The 18,139-nt window shown below is 66.3% G+C and carries 18 protein-coding genes and 1 tRNA gene; 8 read left to right on the top strand and 11 right to left on the bottom strand.

What is annotated here, in order from left to right:
- Positions 1-53 precede the first annotated feature (53 nt).
- From ACWKSV_RS16900 to lptG, 3 genes are all read left to right on the top strand, one after another.
- Positions 54-1,973 carry an ATP-binding protein gene (locus ACWKSV_RS16900; protein ID WP_076715085.1) on the top strand — a complete coding sequence of 640 codons (1,920 nt, stop codon included), beginning with the start codon at positions 54-56 and terminating at the stop codon, positions 1,971-1,973.
- A 235-nt stretch (positions 1,974-2,208) separates the two neighbouring features.
- Positions 2,209-3,408 carry an LPS export ABC transporter permease LptF gene (gene lptF / locus ACWKSV_RS16895; protein ID WP_172839621.1) on the top strand — a complete coding sequence of 400 codons (1,200 nt, stop codon included), beginning with the start codon at positions 2,209-2,211 and terminating at the stop codon, positions 3,406-3,408.
- On the top strand, positions 3,405-4,502 hold the full coding sequence (gene lptG, locus ACWKSV_RS16890) for an LPS export ABC transporter permease LptG (protein ID WP_076715083.1): 1,098 nt from the start codon (positions 3,405-3,407) through the stop codon (positions 4,500-4,502). The genes lptF and lptG overlap by 4 nt, the downstream gene beginning before the upstream one ends.
- Before the next feature lie 211 nt (positions 4,503-4,713).
- On the opposite strand, the gene ACWKSV_RS16885 is transcribed toward lptG, so the two are convergent.
- Entirely contained in the window at positions 4,714-5,808 is a 1,095-nt protein-coding gene (locus tag ACWKSV_RS16885) for a fatty acid desaturase family protein (protein WP_056430250.1), read from the bottom strand.
- Between the two features lie 132 nt (positions 5,809-5,940).
- Between ACWKSV_RS16885 and ACWKSV_RS16880 the strand changes: the two genes are divergently transcribed.
- On the top strand, positions 5,941-7,092 hold the full coding sequence (locus ACWKSV_RS16880; protein ID WP_056430252.1) for a GNAT family N-acetyltransferase: 1,152 nt from the start codon (positions 5,941-5,943) through the stop codon (positions 7,090-7,092).
- A 49-nt stretch (positions 7,093-7,141) separates the two neighbouring features.
- Here the strand turns inward: ACWKSV_RS16880 and ACWKSV_RS16875 are convergent, their stop codons facing one another.
- Together ACWKSV_RS16875 and ACWKSV_RS16870 are read right to left on the bottom strand one after the other, a co-directional pair.
- Positions 7,142-7,408, bottom strand: a complete 267-nt coding sequence (locus ACWKSV_RS16875) for a hypothetical protein (protein ID WP_076715081.1) — start codon at positions 7,406-7,408, stop codon at positions 7,142-7,144.
- Positions 7,409-7,431: 23 nt separating this feature from the next.
- Positions 7,432-7,707 (bottom strand): hypothetical protein, encoded by a 276-nt coding sequence (locus tag ACWKSV_RS16870; RefSeq protein WP_076715079.1) that lies wholly within the window; start codon positions 7,705-7,707, stop codon positions 7,432-7,434.
- A gap of 553 nt (positions 7,708-8,260) precedes the next feature.
- On the opposite strand from ACWKSV_RS16870, the gene ACWKSV_RS16865 reads away from it, so the two are divergent.
- Entirely contained in the window at positions 8,261-8,914 is a 654-nt protein-coding gene (locus ACWKSV_RS16865; protein WP_237243533.1) for a class I SAM-dependent methyltransferase, read from the top strand.
- Entirely contained in the window at positions 8,911-9,534 is a 624-nt protein-coding gene (locus ACWKSV_RS16860; protein ID WP_191864570.1) for a hypothetical protein, read from the top strand. The genes ACWKSV_RS16865 and ACWKSV_RS16860 overlap by 4 nt, the downstream gene beginning before the upstream one ends.
- A 206-nt stretch (positions 9,535-9,740) precedes the next feature.
- Here ACWKSV_RS16860 and ACWKSV_RS16855 read toward each other — a convergent pair whose 3' ends face one another.
- Positions 9,741-11,420, bottom strand: a complete 1,680-nt coding sequence (locus tag ACWKSV_RS16855; protein WP_076715073.1) for an aminotransferase class III-fold pyridoxal phosphate-dependent enzyme — start codon at positions 11,418-11,420, stop codon at positions 9,741-9,743.
- A 38-nt stretch (positions 11,421-11,458) separates the two neighbouring features.
- Here ACWKSV_RS16855 and asd point away from each other — a divergent pair, with 38 nt between their 5' ends.
- Positions 11,459-12,316, top strand: a complete 858-nt coding sequence (gene asd / locus ACWKSV_RS16850; protein WP_237243532.1) for an archaetidylserine decarboxylase — start codon at positions 11,459-11,461, stop codon at positions 12,314-12,316.
- Positions 12,317-12,350: 34 nt separating this feature from the next.
- Here asd and ACWKSV_RS16845 read toward each other — a convergent pair whose 3' ends face one another.
- The 6 genes from ACWKSV_RS16845 to ACWKSV_RS16820 form a co-directional block, all read right to left on the bottom strand.
- Complete coding sequence (locus ACWKSV_RS16845; RefSeq protein ID WP_076715069.1) at positions 12,351-14,234, bottom strand: methyl-accepting chemotaxis protein; 1,884 nt, start codon at positions 14,232-14,234, stop codon at positions 12,351-12,353.
- 142 nt (positions 14,235-14,376) lie between these two features.
- Positions 14,377-14,453, bottom strand: a tRNA-Arg gene (locus tag ACWKSV_RS16840).
- Between the two features lie 69 nt (positions 14,454-14,522).
- Positions 14,523-14,954, bottom strand: coding sequence for a DUF1178 family protein (locus ACWKSV_RS16835; protein WP_191864569.1), 432 nt, complete (start codon positions 14,952-14,954; stop codon positions 14,523-14,525).
- Positions 14,951-15,775, bottom strand: coding sequence for a carbon-nitrogen hydrolase family protein (locus ACWKSV_RS16830; protein ID WP_076715065.1), 825 nt, complete (start codon positions 15,773-15,775; stop codon positions 14,951-14,953). The genes ACWKSV_RS16835 and ACWKSV_RS16830 overlap by 4 nt, the downstream gene beginning before the upstream one ends.
- A complete protein-coding gene (gene grxC, locus ACWKSV_RS16825; protein WP_042486177.1) occupies positions 15,772-16,029 on the bottom strand; it encodes a glutaredoxin 3 in 258 nt (85 codons plus the stop codon). The genes ACWKSV_RS16830 and grxC overlap by 4 nt, the downstream gene beginning before the upstream one ends.
- A gap of 31 nt (positions 16,030-16,060) precedes the next feature.
- A complete protein-coding gene (locus tag ACWKSV_RS16820) occupies positions 16,061-16,876 on the bottom strand; it encodes a double zinc ribbon domain-containing protein (RefSeq protein WP_483666821.1) in 816 nt (271 codons plus the stop codon).
- On the opposite strand from ACWKSV_RS16820, the gene ACWKSV_RS16815 reads away from it, so the two are divergent.
- Positions 16,875-17,717 (top strand): class I SAM-dependent methyltransferase, encoded by an 843-nt coding sequence (locus ACWKSV_RS16815; RefSeq protein WP_172839714.1) that lies wholly within the window; start codon positions 16,875-16,877, stop codon positions 17,715-17,717. The two genes, ACWKSV_RS16820 and ACWKSV_RS16815, sit on opposite strands and share 2 nt — an antisense overlap.
- Here ACWKSV_RS16815 and ACWKSV_RS16810 read toward each other — a convergent pair whose 3' ends face one another.
- Positions 17,718-18,104 carry a response regulator gene (locus tag ACWKSV_RS16810; RefSeq protein ID WP_056430281.1) on the bottom strand — a complete coding sequence of 129 codons (387 nt, stop codon included), beginning with the start codon at positions 18,102-18,104 and terminating at the stop codon, positions 17,718-17,720.
- Between the last annotated feature and the right edge of the window lie 35 nt (positions 18,105-18,139).

The following is an 18,139-nucleotide window of genomic DNA, read 5'->3' as shown; positions in this document are numbered from 1 at the left end:
GTGTCGGCCCGACTTTACAATATCCGACCGTCGAGGATAGCGTCGCGCCCGTGATGGATCAGGACGAGCTTGGCGGGGTCGGCCGGTGGCGGACCTTTGCGCTGATCGCGATGGCGGTGGCGGGTGCGGTGACGCTGGCCATGCTCGTGATCACGCTGGGCCATGCCAATCGCGAGCGCGACCGCGCGCTGGAGCGGCAAAGCCACAGCTATGACGTGATGATCGCCGCCCGCACGCTGGCGGGCACCATCGCCCGGTCCGAGGCGTCGCTGGGCCGCTACGTCATCTCGGGTGACCGCAAGCTGGGCCAGCTCTATCAGGACGAATGGACGACGGCGGGGGTACAGCTCAACCGGCTGGACCGGATGATCGAGGACCAGCAGCAGCAACGCCTGATGGACCAGCTTCGCCAAGCCTATGGCACGCGCGGCCGTGAATTGTCGACGATCGCGCTGTCGACCACCTATCACCTCAACCGTCAGGCCTATGGTCTCTATTACCAGGCCCGCCAGGCCGAGGCGCTGCTGAAGATCAACGATCTGCTCGCCCGGCTGACCGATGGCGAGCGGGTGCTCCTGCAACAACGCTCCGAAGCCGCCGAGGAGACGATCCAGCATTCCAACCGGATCGCGGGCGGGCTGGTGGTGTTCGGCATCGTGCTGGTGCTGGGCGGCATCGCGCTGGCCTGGATCATCGTCGGCGCGGTCAGCGAGCGGGCCAAGGCCCATGCCGAAGCGCGCGCCGAACGCGCCCGGGCCGAGGAACTGGCCAGCGCAGTCGAAGTCGCGACAGAGGAACTGAAGGTTCAGGAAGCCAAGCTGCGTCAGGCGCAGAAGATGGACGCGCTGGGCCAGTTGACCGGCGGGATCGCGCACGACTTCAACAACATGCTGGCGGTCGTGCTGGGCGGGCTCGAACTGGCCCGCCGGACCAGATCGCCGGACGACATGGCGCGCCATCTGGAAAGCGCGACCGAAGGCGCGCACCGCGCCGCCGCGCTGACCCGCCGCCTGCTGATGTTCAGCCGCGAAGAGGCGCTGGCCCCCGAAACGCTGGTGCCGCGCCGCCTGGTCGAGGGGATGCGCGACCTGCTCGACCGGACGCTGGGCGACGGGGTGAAGGTGACGATCCAGGACTGGACGACCGGATGGACGCTGTTCGGCGATCGCACCCAGATGGAAAATGCGATCCTGAACCTGGCGGTCAACGCCCGCGACGCGATGGACGGGCGCGGCGAGCTGACCATCCGCACCGCCGAGATGAAGATGGGGCCGCATGCCCTGCCGCGCGGCGAGGCGGGCGATTATGTCGTGCTGTCGGTCGCCGATACCGGCGAGGGCATGACGCCCGAGGTCATCGAACGGGTGTTCGAGCCCTTCTTCACCACCAAGCCCGCGGGCAAGGGCACCGGGCTGGGGCTCAGCCAGATTTTCGGGCTGGTCGGCCAGATGGGCGGCGACGTGACCATCCAGAGCGCACCGGGCAAGGGCACGACGGTCAATCTCTATCTCCCCCGCCACTCGGCCCCCGCCCCCGCCTTGCCGGTCGAGGCCGTGCCGGTTGCGGCCGAAACCCAGGCCGAGGCGAACGATGCGCTGCGCATCCTGCTGGTCGAGGACGATCCCCGCGTGCTGGCCGCGACGATGAGCGCGCTTCGGGAACTGGGCCATGACCCGATCCCCTGCAACGACCCGCGCGAGGCGGAAGGACTGCTGGCGCGGCATCCGGGCATCCGATTGATCGTGTCCGACGTGCTGATGCCGCACCTGACCGGCCCCGAACTGATCGCCACGATCCGCCCGAGCCATCCCGATCTGGCGGTGCTGTTCGTCACCGGCTTTGCGGGCGATGCGCAGGCCACGGGGTTCGAGGGGCATGAGGTGTTGCGCAAGCCGTTCACGCTGGTTGGCTTGGAACGTGCGGTGGCGGCGGCGTTGAAGCGGGCGGAAGGGCCGGTCAGCGCCGCGGCTTGAGAGGTTTGGGGCGAGGGTTGGGCGTGGCCTTCGACTGCGCTCAGGCTGAACGGCCTTTTGTATCAAGACCGAAACACCACCTCCGTTCAGCCTGAGCGCGGTCGAAGGCCAAGGGAATCCCACGCCACACCAAAGACCAACTCAAGGGAAACCCCTCAAAAAACGAAGGGGGTGACGCGCCCTGCCCACCCCCGTATAGCCATGGCCGTTTTATCGCGCGAGTGATGTCCCCGGCATGAAATCTATCGATCGCTACATGGCCCGGTTGATCGCGTTGCCGCTGTTCGCGACGCTGCTCATCTCGGCGATGCTGCTGGTGCTCGATCGCATCCGCCGCCTGTTCGAATTCGTCGCGACCGAAGGCGGGCCGATCAGCGTGGTGTGGCGGATGCTCGCCAACCTGTTGCCCGAATATCTGGGGCTGGGCATTCCGATCGGGCTGATGCTGGGCATCCTGCTTGCCTTCCGTCGCCTCGCCACCTCGTCCGAGCTGGACGTGATGCGCGGCGTGGGCATGAGCTATACCCGGCTGCTGCGCGTGCCGTACATGTACGCCATCGTGCTCGCCGCGCTGAACCTGGCGATCGTCGGTTATATCCAGCCGGTCGCGCGTTATTATTACGAGGGCTTGCGCTACGAACTGCGCACCGGCGCGCTGGGGGCGTCGATCAAGGTCGGCGAGTTCACCCATCTGGGCGACCGCATGACCCTGCGCATCGAGGAAAGCCGTGAGAATGGTCGCGACCTGTCGGGCATCTTCGTCCATGCCAACACGTCGAAGGGCGACTGGATCGGCGTGACGGCGGCGCGCGGACGCTTCCTGGCGACCGACGACCCCAACGTCATCATCTTCCGCCTGACCAACGGCACGCTGATCCACAACCGGCCCGAGTTCAAGGCGCCGCGCGTGCTAACCTTCTCCAGCCATGACCTGCCGATCGACCTACCCAAGTTCGACAATTTCCGCCAACGCGGCGGCCGCGATCTGGAGTTCACCCTGCCCGAACTGGCCCGTCACGGTCAGGAGGCGCAGAGCGCCGAGGCGCGCGCAGGCAGCCGCTCCGAATTCCATTTCCGCGTAGTCGAAGTGGTGACGATGTTCCTGCTGCCGCTGCTCGCGGTGTCGCTGGGCATACCGCCGAAGCGATCGACCTCGGCGCTGGGCGTGTTCCTGTCGATCGTGATGCTGGTCACCTATTTCAAGGTGAACCAATATGCCGCCGATATCGGCGCGCTGGGGCGGGTGAACCCGATCCTGGCGCTATGGGGGCCATTCGCGGTGTTCGCGGGACTGGTCCTGTGGATGTATTATGTCACCGCCTATGTGCCCGGCGGCCAGCCGATCGGCGCGCTGGAGCGCGGGGTGGCCAAACTGGCCAAGGCGATCGGGCGCTGGATACCCGGCCGCCGCCGTAAAAAGGCCTATACGGCATGAGCCTGTCCAACATTTTCCCGTCGAAGACGATCGCCATCTACATGGCGAAGATGTTCCTGATCCGCACCTTCGCCATCCTGTTCGCGGTGGCGCTGGTGCTCCAGACGCTCGACGTACTGAGCGAATCCGGTGCGGTGCTGGCGGCGCCGGGCAACGGACAGGCGCAGGTGTGGCGTTACGTCTCGCTGCGCGCGCCGCAGATCATCTCGTTCCTGCTACCCTTCTCGGTGCTGCTCGGCACGATCCTGACCTTCTTCACGATGAACCAGAATTCCGAGGTCATCGCGCTGAAGGCGGCGGGCATGTCGGCGCATCAGGTGCTCGCCCCCCTGCTGATCGCCAGCGCGGGCGTGGCGGCCTTCAGCTTCGCGTTCAACGACCGCATCGTGCCGCGCGCCAGCGCGACATTGTCGGCTTGGCAGAAGGTGCAATATGGCCCCCTGCCCATCGACAGCGGCGACCGGGCCAATGTCTGGGTGCGCGACGGCGACGACCTGATCTCGGTCGATCTGATCCAGGGCCGGGGCGCCAAGACCCAGCTGGGCGGCGTGACGCTGTATGACCGCGCGGGCGGCAGCCTTCAGGCGATCGTGCGGGCTCCGCGCGGCGTGCGCTCGGGCGATGGCTGGCAGATCGGCCCGGCGACGCGCTTCGAGGTGAAGTCGGGCAAGCTGACCAACTATCCCTCACTGATCGTCGGGCGCGGCGTGTCGCCCGAGCAGCTGACGCTGGCCAGCGTCAGCGCCGACAATCTGTCCTTCGGTGCGCTGTCGAGCGCGATCACCGACCTGCAGGAAGCGGGACGGCCGACCAAGTCGCTGGAGGGGTCGCTGTGGCACAAGCTGTCCGCGCCGATGTCGGCCATGCTGATGCCGCTGCTGGGCGCGGTCGCGGCGTTCGGCATCGCGCGGTCGGGCAAGCTGTTCGTCCGCGCCGTGATCGGCATGGCGCTGGGCTTTGCCTATTTCGTGGCGGACAATTTCTCGATGGCGATGGGCGATCTGGGGGCATACCCCCCCTTCCTCGCGGCCTGGGCGCCGATCCTGCTGTTCTTCCTGATCGGCGAAGCGGTGCTGTTCCGGACCGAGGAATGAGGGGCGTAGGCTCGCTAACCGACCTCAATCCCACCGTCCGTTCGCACTGAGCGAAGTCGAAGTGCACGGGTCAGGCATAGCGGCTTGGCGGAGGTGTTCCCTTGGCCTTCGACTTCGCTCAGGCTGTACGGAGGGAGGAAAAAATCCCGAAACCCGTTCCTGCTGAACGAAGTCGAAGCGCACGCCCCGTCCTTCGCCCAGCAGGGAAAAGTCACTTCCCCCGGCGGATCGAGCTCAATCCGATCTTAGCGACCAGCCCCGGCAGGCCCTTGTAGCTCGCCTTGTGATAGGGCGATTCCGGCGTCAGCGCCGCGCTGATCCGGCGGTGCGCCTCGCCCAGCGAATGATAAGGGAGCGACGGCAGCAGGTGGTGCAGCGCGTGATAGCGCAATCCCACCGGCGCCCACAGGCCCGGCAGCAGCGCGGGCGGCGGCACGTTCACCGAGTCCAGATATTGCGCGGTCACGGTCATCTGCTCGCCCTCATTCTCCCAGAGATGGGCGACGAGCGTGCGGACCTGGTTCAGCACGGCGACCGCCGAGCCGATCGCAAAGCCGATCGCAAAACCGCGCACCGGGATCACGCCGGTCGCGACCATCGCGATCAGCGCGATCGCCCAGATCGAGGCGGCGGCATCGGTGCGGTTGAAGCGGACCAGCGCCTCACCCTCGGGCATGCGGCGGCGGAACTGCGGGTTGATCGCCAGCGCCGAATAACGCTCGACGACGATCTTGCGCAGGCCGGGGATGACCCAGGACAGCGGCGACAGGATCGCAAAGCGGATCAGCAGCCCCAGCGGCGCCAGCGCCGACACCAGGATGAACACCGGCAGCGTCCACGGCTTCATCAGCGCCAGCGGCAGATATTCGGGATCGTCCGCCGTGCCGTACCGCGTCTTGGCATGATGGAGGTTGTGCACCCCCTCATACATGAAGGCGGGCGTCAGCAGCGGCACGCCGACCAGCGCGTTCCAGCCTTCGCGGAAACGCGGCAGCGCCGAATGCTTCATATGGCTGACTTCGTGGATGAACAGCAAGGCGCGATAAAGCGCCAGCACCGCCACGACCGAGGCCACCACGACCACGCCCGTCGACGATGCCATGACCGCCACGGCCAGCGCCGCATAACCGACCAGCGCGCTGCCCACCATATCGCCCCAGTACAGGCCGGGACGCGGCGCGATCAGGTCGCGGGTCAGCTCGGCGGCGGCGCGCAGCATCGCCTTGTCGTCCGCAATCGGGACACGCACGGAAGGGGCCGCTGCGACGGCCTGCGCACTCCGTTCAAAAGAAAGCGTCGATTCCATAGCTCTATCCTTTGCCCCCACATAGTGGCGACACGGTGGCATTCCCACGCCCTGCCATGACGGAATCCTCACTCGCTATGATCGACGCGGACGGTTAGGAACGATGGCAAAATCATTGCCGGACCGTATCCCATGACCGTTTCCATCCGCCCCATCTCGTCGAAGTCGGATCGCAAGATCTTCGTCGACTTCCCCTTTCGCCTTTACGCCGACGATCCCCACTGGGTTCCGCCGCTGAAGGGCGAGGCGCTGGGACTGATCACGCCGGAGAAGAATGGCTGGTACAGCCATGCCAAGGCGCAGCTTTTCCTGGCGGAGGAGAATGGCAAGGTCGTCGGGCGTATCTCGGCCCATCTCGACACGCTGGCATTGGAGATGGAGCCGTCCAAGGGCTTCGGGCCTGGCGTCGGCTTCTGGGGCCTGATGGATGCGGTGAACCAGGACGTGTTCCGGGCGCTGCTTGCCGCCGCCGAGGGCTGGCTGCGCGAGCAGGGCATGACCCGTGCGATCGGCCCCGTCTCGCAATCGGTCTGGGAAGAGCCAGGTCTGCTGGTCCAGGGCTTCGACCAGGACCCGACGATCATGATGGGCCATGCGCGCCCCGAATATCAGGGCTGGATCGAGGCGGCCGGTTACGGCGTCGTCAAGCAGCTCTTCACCTATGAGCTGGACATCACGCAGGAATTTCCGCCCATCGTCCAGCGGATCATCAAGTCGGGCGAAAAGAATGAGCGCATCCGCGTGCGCGAGGTGAACAAGGCCAAGTTCGAGGAAGAGGCCGCGATCATCCTGAGCATCCTGAACGATGCCTGGTCGGATAACTGGGGCTTCATCCCCCTCACCCCGCCCGAGATCAAGGATGTCGGCGTCAAGCTGAAGCCGATCGTCTTCAACGACCTGATCCGCATCGCCGAGCTGGACGGCAAGCCCGTGGCGTTCATGATCACGCTCCCCGATCTGAACGAGGCGATCAAGCCGCTCAAGGGCAGCCTGCTCCCCTTCGGCTGGGCCAAGCTGCTGCTGTGGCTGCGCGCGCCCAAGGTGCGGACGATGCGCGTGCCGCTGATGGGCGTGGTCAAGGAGCTTCAGGCGTCGCGCATGGCAGGCCAGCTCGCCTTCATGATGATCGAATATATCCGCCAGGCCTCGGTCACCAAATATGGCGCGTCGCGCGGCGAGATCGGCTGGGTCCTCGACGACAATCAGGGGATGCGTTCGATCGCCGAGACCATCAAGAGCGACGTCAACAAGATCTACAACGTCTATTCGCGCGATCTGGTCTGATCGCGCCGGGTGGGGCCGTCCTTGGAAAGGCGGCCCCTTTTCCCGTGCTTCACTTGGTGCGGCCGATATAGGTCAGCGGGTCGACACCGCGCCACAGCCATTGCTTGCGCGTCATGCAGACCTTGCCGCGCATGATATGGTCTTCCTCGACATTCAGGAAACAATAGCGGGTCGGCTTGGCGGCGGCCGTCGGCGCGGTCGGCAGGGCTGCGGTTTCGACGGCGGCGGCGGCGGGCCTTACGGCTTCCTCGCGCGGCGACGGGGCGGACGACGGAGCCGACAGGGCGGCAGCGGCGGCGAGTACGGCGAACATCATGATGGGTCTCCGCTTTTCGAGGATCAGCGACGCGCGATGCGGCCGGTGGGGATCTGGCCGTCCATCGCGATCCAGTCGTCGGCGGTGCGGCAGACCTTGATCGGCAGGTGCGAGCCGGTGATCTGCGCGACGACGCAGTAGCGCGTCGCCTTGGACGGCATGACCGAGGGCTCAGCGCCGCTCGTCGCGACGGCGACCGTGTTCAGCGTGACGGCGTTCGGCGTGGTGGGCGCGGGCTCGACGGCCGGGCGGGCCGGAGCGGCGGACAGGGTCAATGCGATCAGCAGTGTCAGCAACATGGTGGTAACTCCCTTTATGCCGGATCACCCCGGCATGTGAGTTACTGCATTAGTCATGCCATACACATGAAATACGGTATTTCAATGGCTTAGCAGTTTTTGCACCGGTGTGTAATGCCAATGCGTGGTAGAAAACGCCAAGCGAATGGCAAAACGCACCATGCGTTATGGCCTGCCGAAAAATCGGGTCATCCCGTGCTGCCATGGCCGTGCGATGGGCCGCCGTCACCATTGGCGGATGGGCTCACCGACTCGGAACAGCCGAGTCGCAGCACCAAATATATTCAAATCAACCAAGTATAGAGGATCAGGGCATCCGCATTCCGCGGCATGCGTGCAGTTTAGATTAGATCGCCGTCACAAGGAGACAGCACCTCTACATTATCCTCTATCCAACATGTGCGACATATTCATGCACGTATGATGACATATTCGTTGCGCTATTGCGAAAATCTCGCAAGCCAAGCCTGATTTGTCGTGAAACTGTCACCGCCTGCTGCAAACAGGGATCGCATCGTCGTTCAACGGGATGCCCCTTTCGATGGCAACGCAGATGAGTACCGCCAGCGTCACCAAGGCCTATGATCGCTGGTCGCCTGTCTATGATCTGGTCTTCGGCCCCGTCTTCAAGAAAGGCCGTTCCGCCGCCATCGTCGCCGCCGAACGCATCGGCGGTCGCATCATCGAGGTGGGGGTCGGCACCGGCATTTCGCTGCCCCAATATTCGCGGGCGAACCGCATCGTCGGCGTCGACCTGTCCGAGCCGATGCTCGACAAGGCGCGCGAACGGGTGAAGCGCGGCAACCTCTCCCATGTCGAGCAGATCGCTTACGGCGATGCCGAGGCGCTGCAATTCGCCGACAACAGCTTCGACGTGGTGGTCGCGCAATATGTCATCACCGCGGTGCCCAACCCGGAAAAGGCGCTCGACGAGTTCGCGCGCATCTGTCGCCCCGGCGGCGAGATCGTGATCGCGACGCGCGTCGGCGCGGGCGAGGGCCTGCGCGGCCGGATCGAAAAGACGTTAATGCCGATCACCAGCCGCCTGGGCTTCCGCACCGATTTTCCGTTCGAGCGCTACACCAATTGGGCGGCGACGCGCGGCGATGTGGAGCTGGTCGAAAGCCGCCCCCTGCCCCCGCTCGGCCATTTCTCGCTGGTCCGCTTCGCCAAGCGTCAGCCTTCCCTCCAAGGACATGTCCAATGACGGGTTTTCGCGCGCAGCTCGCCGAACAGCGGTGGGACGATCATCGTTATTATCATCACAGTCTGGTCAATCAGAGCCTGCACTTCGTCAGCGCCTGTACCTTCCTGACCGCCTATGTCCTGCTGTTCATCGACCCGGCGGTGGCCAGCCTGCTCGCCTGGGGCGTGGCGATGACCAGCCGCCAAGCCGGGCACTTCTTCTTCGAACCCAAGGGCTATGACCATGTGAACAAGGCGACGCATGAGCATAAGGAAGAGATCAAGGTCGGCTACAATCTGGCGCGCAAATATGTGCTGATGGCCATTTGGGGCGCGATCCCGGTCGTGCTGCTGATCCAGCCGACGCTGTTCGGCACGCTGGAATATCCGGACGGCTTCATGGGCTATTTGCGCCATGTCGGCGTCGGCTGGCTGGGCCTGGGCGTCAGCGCAATCTTCGTGCGGGTGATGCAGCTCTGGGTCGCGCGCGATCTGGAGACCGGCCTGGTCTGGGCGACCAAGATCGTCACCGACCCGTTCAACGACTTCAAGATGTACAAGAGCGCGCCGCGCCGCCTGATGAAAGGCGAGCGGATGGATCATCACGATGTCGATGATTTCGAGGATTTGAAGGCGGCGTGATTTCTGCTGCGGTTTGACGGACGGGGCGGCGGTTCCAAGGGGACCGCCGCCCATTTTTTCCAAACGGCCTGCCCCTGGCCGCTCCCCTCCCGCAGGCGGGAGGGGTTGGGGGAGGGCACGGAGTCTCACAGAGACCAACTCCCGTGGCCCTTGCCCCTCCCCAACCCCTCCCCCTGCCGGGAGAGGGGCTTTTAAGATGCGAGAGGTCAGCCCTTCCCCCGCCCCAACCTAACCGCCAGCGACTCCTTCAAGATCCGCCGCCGGATCGCCTTGTTCGCCGCCTTCAACGCCTGCGGTGCATCGGGCGACGTCCACCACCAGCCATCGTCACGCATCTGTTGTCCCGCTGCAACGAAGCGGTCGCAAATATCGGCGAACAGGGTGTCGTCGATGTCGAGGCTGAAGATCAGCCGCCCGGTCCCGACCCAGCTCAACGCCAAGCCGTGCGCCCGGAGATAATATTGCAGCATCCAGTTATAGGGCGAGGCGACCGAATAGAGGATGGTCCAGATCGTCTGGACATGCGCGACCGACAGGGGCAGTCCGACCTCCGCCATCCGTGCGTTGAACATCGCGGCCCGCGCATTCCATCGCTCGTCCAGCCCGTCATACAGGGCGGCCACCTCAGGCGTTTCCAGCCGCTGGAGAAAGGCGTTCATCGCCCCCATCACCATGGGGTGCGAATTGAAGGTCCCGCGCGCAAAGCAGATGTCGACCGGGCGATCCTCGCGCCAGCGCTTCATCAGATGGGCCGGGCCGCACAACACGCCGACCGGCAGGCCGCCGCCCAGCGTCTTGCCATAGGTGATCAGGTCGGGCTTCACCCCGAAATATTCGGGCATCCCACCCTTCGCCAGGCGGAAGCCCATGAACACCTCGTCGAAGATCAGGACGATGCCGTTCGCGCGACAGGTCTCGGCCAGCTTGTGCAGCCACTCGCGATAGGCGGCCAGATCGGCCCCCGCCTTGCGCCCGCCATCGACCAACTGCCCGTCCGACGGCGCCGAACCATTGGGATGCATCGCCTGGAGCGGATTGACCAGCACACAGGCAATGTCCTTGCGCGTCGCCAGCACCTTCAGCGTGCGCTCGGACATGTCGGCCAGCGTCAGCGTCCGGTTGGCGGGCACCGGGTTGCCTATGCCGGGCTGAACATCGCCCCACCAGCCATGATAGGCCCCTGCGAAGCGCACGAGGCGCGGACGCCTGGTGTGGTAACGCGCGAGCCGCACCGCCTGCATCACCGCCTCGGTGCCCGACATGTGGAACGACACCTCGTCCATGCCCGTCAGGATCGTCAGGCGGCGGACATTGTCGGCGACGACCGGGTGGAAGGCCCCCAGCACCCCGCCCAGATCGGCCACCATCGCCGCCCCCTCGGCCATGGTCCGTTTGTAGAAGTCGTTGCCGAACAGGTTGACGCCGTAGGAGCCGGTCAGGTCGATCAGCCGGTTGCCGTCCAGATCCACCAGCATCGGCCCTTCCGATCGCTGATAGAAAGCGCCCGTGGCCAGCGTCGTGCACACCTTCTCGCGGAACTGGAACGGCACGCGGTACGCGCCGGTGAATTGCAGGTCGGAGAGGCCGCCGCGCGTCTCGCGGGTCAGCGCCAGCGTCTTCGCATAGCGTTCGGCGAAGAGCGCGCCCAACCGCTCGAAGCCCGCGCGCCGCTGGTCGGCAATCGCGCCCGGCGCATCGTCGACGCGGAAGAAGCGGTCCTCGCCATAGCTGTAGAACGGGATCTGCCCGGCAATCCGCTTGGCCATGCGAACATGCCCGCCCAGCCCCGGATGCTTGGCGCGCGACAGGGTCAGCCGCCGATGCCCCTTCGTCAGGGCAACGGCACCGGCGGAAGCGGCCAGCAGGCCAGTGAGAATCGGGTTCATGCGGCCTTTGACCGCGTACCCATGACGGAGGCATGACAATGCGCGGACCCATCATGCGGTTCTTCCTGAACGAGGACATCAATTTCCTCGTCACCAACCGCCTGCCGCGTCGATTCGCGACGAAACTGGTCGGGTGGCTTGCCCGGATCGAGCATCCGCTGATCGCCAGGCCCAGCCTTGCGCTTTGGAAATTCTTCGCAGGCGTCGACCTGTCGGATGCGCGCACGACCCGGTTCAGATCGCTGCGCGACGGTTTCGTCCGTCCCTTGCGCGACGGCGCGCGCGTCTTCGACAGCGACCCCGATACCATCGCCTCCCCCTGCGACGCACTGGTCGGCGCACATGGCCGGATCGAGGGCGACCGGCTCTATCAGGTAAAGGGCTTCCCCTACACGCTGGGCGACCTGATCCCCGATCCCGAACTGGTCGAGCGTTTCCGCGACGGGTCGTTCCTGACCCTGCGGCTGACGGCGGGCATGTATCACCGTTTCCATGCGCCGACGGATATCGTGGTGGAGGGCGTGACCTATCTGTCGGGCGACTGCTGGAACGTGAATCCGATCGCGTTGAAACGGGTCGAGCGCCTGTTCTGCCGCAACGAACGCGCGGTGATCGAGGCGCGGATGTTGATCTCGGGCCAGCCGCTGCTGATCGTGCCGGTCGCGGCGATCCTGGTGGCGAGCATCCGCCTCCACTGCCTGGATACCGTTGCGACACTCCGCGACCACGGCCCCGGCCGCACCGCCTGTTCCGCCCGCATCGGCAAGGGAGAGGAAATGGGCTGGTTCGAGCATGGCTCGACCATCATCCTGTTCCTGCCCAAGGGCATGACACTGGCGGGATCGCTGGTCGAGGGACAAGCGATCCGCGCCGGGACGATCGTCGGGCAATTGTAACGAACAGGCTTTGCCGCCTCCCCCTTTGGGGAGATCAGAATTCCGACCAGTCGCCGTCGTCGACCACGACCGCGGCGGCGGCACTCGATGCGCGGGCGACGCGCGGAGCGGCGGCGATGCGGGGCGTCGCCTGCGCCACCCGGGCCTGAAGCTGGTGGACCGGCGAGTGATGGACCATCGGCGCGGGGGCCCGCGCGACCATGCCGCCGTCGATCAGGCGGAAGCGGCCGACCTCGCGGGTCATGTGGCCGGTTTCCTCGGACAGGCTGCGCGCGGCGGCGGTCGCCTGTTCGACCATCGCGGCATTCTGCTGGGTCACGCCGTCCATCTCGGCGACGGCGGTGTTCACCTGCTGCAGGCCGGTCGCCTGCTGCGCCGCGGCCGAGGCGATGTCGGAGACAAGCGCGTTGATCTCGCCGATCCGCCCGGTGATGCGGGTCAGCGCATTGCCCGCCTGCGCGACCAGTTGCACCCCGGTATCGACCTGCTGGGTCGAAGCGGTGATCCGCTCCTTCACGTCCTTGGCCGCGTCGGCCGAACGCTGCGCCAGCGCGCGCACTTCGGAGGCGACGACCGCAAAGCCCTTGCCCGCATCCCCGGCGCGCGCGGCCTCGACGCCGGCGTTCAGCGCCAGCAAATTGGTCTGGAAGGCGATGCCGTCGATCACCGCGATGATCTCGCTGATCTCATGCGACGAGCGTTCGATGCCATGCATCGCCTCGACGGCCTTGCGCACCACATCGGTCGACTGGTCGGCATCGGCACGGGTTTCGGTGACCGCCTGATTGGCGCGCTTGGCGTTTTCCGCCGTCTCGCGCACCGTCTCGGTGATCTCGTGCATCGCGGCGGCGGTTTCCTCCAGGCTGGCCGCCTGCTGCTCGGTGCGGTGCGACAGGTCGTCCGACGCCTCGCGGATGTCGGCGGCGCCGTTGGTGATCCCCTGCGCGCTGGCGTTCACGGCGGTCAGCGTGGCGGAGACCGAGTCCATCGCGTTGTTGAAATCCTGCTTCAGCTTTGCGAACGGCCCGGTCAGGTCCGCCTCGATCCGCTTGGTCAGGTCGCCCTGCGCCAGCGCGTCGAGGCCGCTGCCGATGCTGCTGACGATCAGGCTGGTCTGTTCGGCCTTGGCGCGCTCCGCCCCGACAAGCTGGTCACGGAACGAGACCATCGCGTCGGCCAACTGGCCCACTTCGTCGCGACGCGGTTCGACCTCCAGTCTGGTGTTCAGATCCCCCGCCGCCAGCCGCCGCATCGCGGTGGTCATCGCCGCCAGCGGATTGGCGATACCGCGGATCAGGGTCATCAGCAGATAGGCCGTCAGGGCGAGCACCAGCACCGAAATGGCGATCGAGGCATTACGCGACCAGATATAGTCCTGATTCGCCTCGTTCATCTCCTTGTCCATCAAAGCGACCTGAATGTCGGTCATGATGGAGGCGTCCTTGTTCGCCGTATCATACATACGCTTGCTGGCCCGGAAACTGGCCAGCGCCTCCGTATTCAGATTCTGGCGGCCGAGATCGATCGTCTTGCGCGACTGCTGCTCGAACTGACCCCAATGGTCTCGAAAGCTGCGGAATTGTTCGATCGCCTTGGGCGATGACAAAGCCCGGTCCAGAAAGGCTTCGCTCTTGGCGATCATCTGCGACCGTTCCTGAAGGTCGCGATAGGCGGCGTCGATCTGATCGGGTTCGGTCGAAAGAACGACCGTCGCCTCGGAGACGCGGTAGTCGGACGTCGCGGTGTTGATCTGCGAAATGGCGACCAGCTTGTCGCGGCGAACGCGCCCCAGATTCTCGGCCACGCTGTTCAGATGCTGCTGGCTCATGATGGACAGCACCATCGTGACGACCAGGGCGGTGGCAAGGATGCCGAACGCCACGAACAATTTGCCGCTGATCTTGAGGTTTTTCATCATGCACCACCCGGAATATGAGGCGGTTATCGCATCGACCTCTTAAGATCGCGTTTCATGGCATGATTGTCGATTGACTTGCCGGAAAGCCGTTTCGCAATCGTTATGATTGCCGATTTTTCACGGACGAGGCCGACATCTTGCATGGTGACCCCGACTGGATTCGAACCAGTGGCCCTCAGATTAGGAATCTGATGCTCTATCCTGCTGAGCTACGGGGCCCCATGCAGGCCGGGTGATACAGGCGGCGCGCGGCGTGGTCCAGAGCGGTTTGTCGGGCGCGATGGCCGGTCAGTTGGCGAGCTTGGGCGGCACCACGGGCAAGGGCAAGGGGGCGACCGGCACCCCCTCTTCGATCAGCGCCTTGGCCTCGGCCAGGCTGGCCTGACCGTGGATCTGCGTCACGGGCGCCTCGCCCTCATGCATGGCGCGTGCCTTCTCGGCAAAGGCACCGCCGACCCAGGTGGATGTCTCCAGCATCTTCGCCTGCGCCTGGGCGAGATGTTCGAGCGCGGCCTTCATCGCCTGCGGGCTGGGCAGATCGGGCTTGCTATTGCCCTTGGCGGCGATCTGCGGCGCCATCACCGCCTTCTCGATGCTGCGGTCGCCGCAGAGCGGGCACTCGACCAGCGCCTTGTCGCGCTGTCCGGCATAGGCGGTCGAGGAGGCGAACCAGGCCTCGAACACATGGCCGCCCGCACAGCGCAGATCGAAGACGATCATGCCTGCACCACCGGCGGAATGGCGCGGCGATGGCGGATGGCGGGCAGGCGTTCGCGGACCGACTCGACCTGCGCCGGATCGATTTCGGCAAAGCCCAGCCCCGCCGCCTCGCCCATGTCGAGTAGCACCTCGCCCCAGGGGCCGACGATCAGTGAATGACCATAGGTGGCGCGACCGTCCTGATGCTCGCCGGTCTGGGCGGCGGCGACCAGATGCACCCCCGCCTCGATCGCGCGGGCGCGGAGCAGCACATGCCAGTGCGCCGCGCCGGTCGGCCGGGTAAAGGCGGCGGGCACCGACAGGATCGTCGCCCCCGCCTCGGTCAGCGCGGCGAACAGCGCCGGGAAACGCAGGTCGTAACAGATGGCGAGGCCCAGACGACCGACCGGCGTATCGACCACCACGGCCTGCGCGCCCGGCGCATAGGCCGCCGATTCGCGCCAGCTTTCGCCGCTGGGCAGGTCGACGTCGAACAGGTGCATCTTGTCATAGCGGGCGCGGATGTCGCCACGGCCGTCGATGACATAGCCGCGATTGGCCAACCGCTCGTCCGCTTCCCGCACCGCCAGCGAGCCGAGATGGACCCACAGGCCATGCGCCGCCGCCGCCGCGCGCACGCGGGCGAGCACCGGATCTTCGCCTTCGGACACCAGATGCGCCGCCGCTCGCGTACGATCGCGGTCGATCAGCCCGGACATCTCCGGCGTGAACAGCATCGCCGCGCCTTTCGCCGCCGCCTCGGCGATGGCACGCTCCAGAACCCCGGCATTGGCGGCGGGATCGATCCCCGCCGTCATCTGCAACACCGCGATTTTGGTCATGCCGCCAGAAGCGGGTCGAGCCCTCCGCGCTTGTCCAGCGCCGCCAGATCGTCCGAGCCGCCGATATGCTGTCCGTCGATAAAGACCTGCGGCACGGTGGTGCGACCGTTCGCGCGCTGGATCATCTCGGCGCGCTGGGGGCCGCCCATGCTGATGTCATATTCCTGGGGCTCGACGCCCTTGGAGGCGAGCAGCGCCTTGGCCCGCGTGCAATAGGGGCAGAACGCCTTGGTGTAGATTTCGACCTTTGCCATGCCCTTCAGGTGTGTCGCGGGACGCCGCTTGTCAATCGCCCGCCCCTTCGATGACCCGCGCCCAGCACAGGATCGCCACCGATGCCGCCCCGGCCGCCAGCAACACCCGGACGCAGGCCCCGGCCGTCGCGCCGGTGGTATAGACATCGTCGACCAGCACGACATGCCGCCCCTTCACCGCCGCTGGGTCGGTGACGCGAAACGCCGCCGTCACCGCTGCGCGCCGCTGCTTGGGGGACAGTCCGCGCAACAGCGGCGTCGCGCGTACCCGCTGGAGGACCTGCCGCGCCATCGACACCCCGCTGCGCCGCGACACGCCTTCGCCGATCAACACCGCCTGATTGAAGCCGCGCCGCCACAAGCGCCAACGGTGAAGCGGGACGGGGATCAGCAGGTCCGCCCCCGGCGGCATCCGCCGCGCCATCGGCCCCGCCATCGTCTCCGCCACGCCGATCCGCCCGCCATGTTTCAGCCGGATCGGCAGTTCGCGCGCGATGGGGCCGTAGGCGACGGCGGCATACACCCCCGTGTGGCGCGGCGGATCGGCCAGACATGCCCCGCATCGCCCCGTCAGCCCGCCCAGCGGCATTCCGCAACCCGTACAGCCGAGCGTGTCCAGGAACCGCAACTGCCCCCAGCACGGCCCACAGAAACGATGATCCGCCTCGACCGGCTCGGCACAGCCCGGGCAGCGCGGCGGCAAGGCCCAGTGCGCCAGGGCCAGCAGCGGGGCGGCGAGCACGGCGCGGCCCCGCTCCATCGCAAATCCGGTCTGTTTCGATCCCGCCCCCATCGGCTGTGCCTTGTCCCCGATCGCGCGAGCGCGCACAAGCGCGCGGGTGAGCATGTCCACCATCTTCGACCGTCGCGCCCGCCGCCTGCGGCGCGACCGTGCCCAGCCCGATTTCGCCGAGCATGATTTCCTGCGCGCCGCGATGCTCGACGGGCTTGCCGAGCGGCTGGATGCCGTCACCCGGCCGTTCCACGACATATTGGACCTGGGCTGTTTCGACGGCAGCTTCCTGCCCCCGCCGGGGACGCGGGTGGCGCGGCTGGACCCCGGCTTCGCCTTTGCCCGCGCCGCGCAGGGCGTTCAGGGCGACGAGGACCGCCTGCCCTTCGCCGATCGCAGTTTCGACCTAGTGGTGAGTGCGGGCGTGCTCGACCAGATCGACGACCTGCCCGGCGCGCTGACGCTGATCCGCCGGGTACTGCGCCCCGATGGCCTGTTCCTGGGCGCGTTCGTCGGCGGCGGATCGCTGCCCCGCCTGCGCGCCGCGCTGCGCGTCGCCGAGGCCGAACGGCCGGTCGCGCGGCTCCATCCGCAGGTCGATGTGCGGTCGGCGGGCGACCTGCTGATGCGCGCGGGCTTTACCCTGCCGGTCGCGGATATCGAGACGCTGGCGGTCCGCTACCGCGATTTCGGGCGGCTGCTGGGCGATCTGCGCGGCATGGGGGCGAGCAACCTGCTGGCCGAGCGGCGTCCGATCGGGCGGGACGCGCTGGCAGCGGCGGCGGGGGCCTTTGCCGACTTAGCCGATCCCGATGGTCGCGTGGCCGAACAGTTCAACCTGGTCTTCCTGACCGGCTGGGCACCCGACCCGTCGCAGCCGGTGCCCGCCAAGCGCGGCAGCGCGACCGCGTCGCTGGCCGAGGCGCTGAAGCCCAAGCCCGAGACGGGCAAATGATCAGCCGATGATCGCGCCGCGATCCCCCGCCAGGATACGGCCCATCGCCTCGAACAGCTGATCCATCGCGACCGGCTTCACGATCACGTCGTCGGCCCCCGCGCTCAGACAGCGTTCGCGCAGGTCGACGCCGCTGTCGGCAGTCACCACGATGATCGGCACCTCGGCCTTCTGGTCGCCCCGCGCGCGGATGTGGCGGATGGCGGTGATGCCGTCCATGCCCGGCATGCGCAGGTCGATCAGGATCATGTGATAGTGATCGCGGTCGATCATCTCCAGGCCAAGCTCGGCATTTTCCGCCTCCGCCATGCTCGCGCCCGCCACATCCAGCATGTCGCGCACGACGCGGCGATTCATCCGGTCGTCCTCGATGAAAAGGACGTTCATCCCCGTCCCCTTCGCCCGTCCCGCCGGATCGCATA

Source organism: Sphingomonas sp. SphC10 (assembly GCF_057004845.1).
Note: the sequence above shows the minus strand (reverse complement) of the source record. Positions and strands in the feature narration are given on the sequence as shown.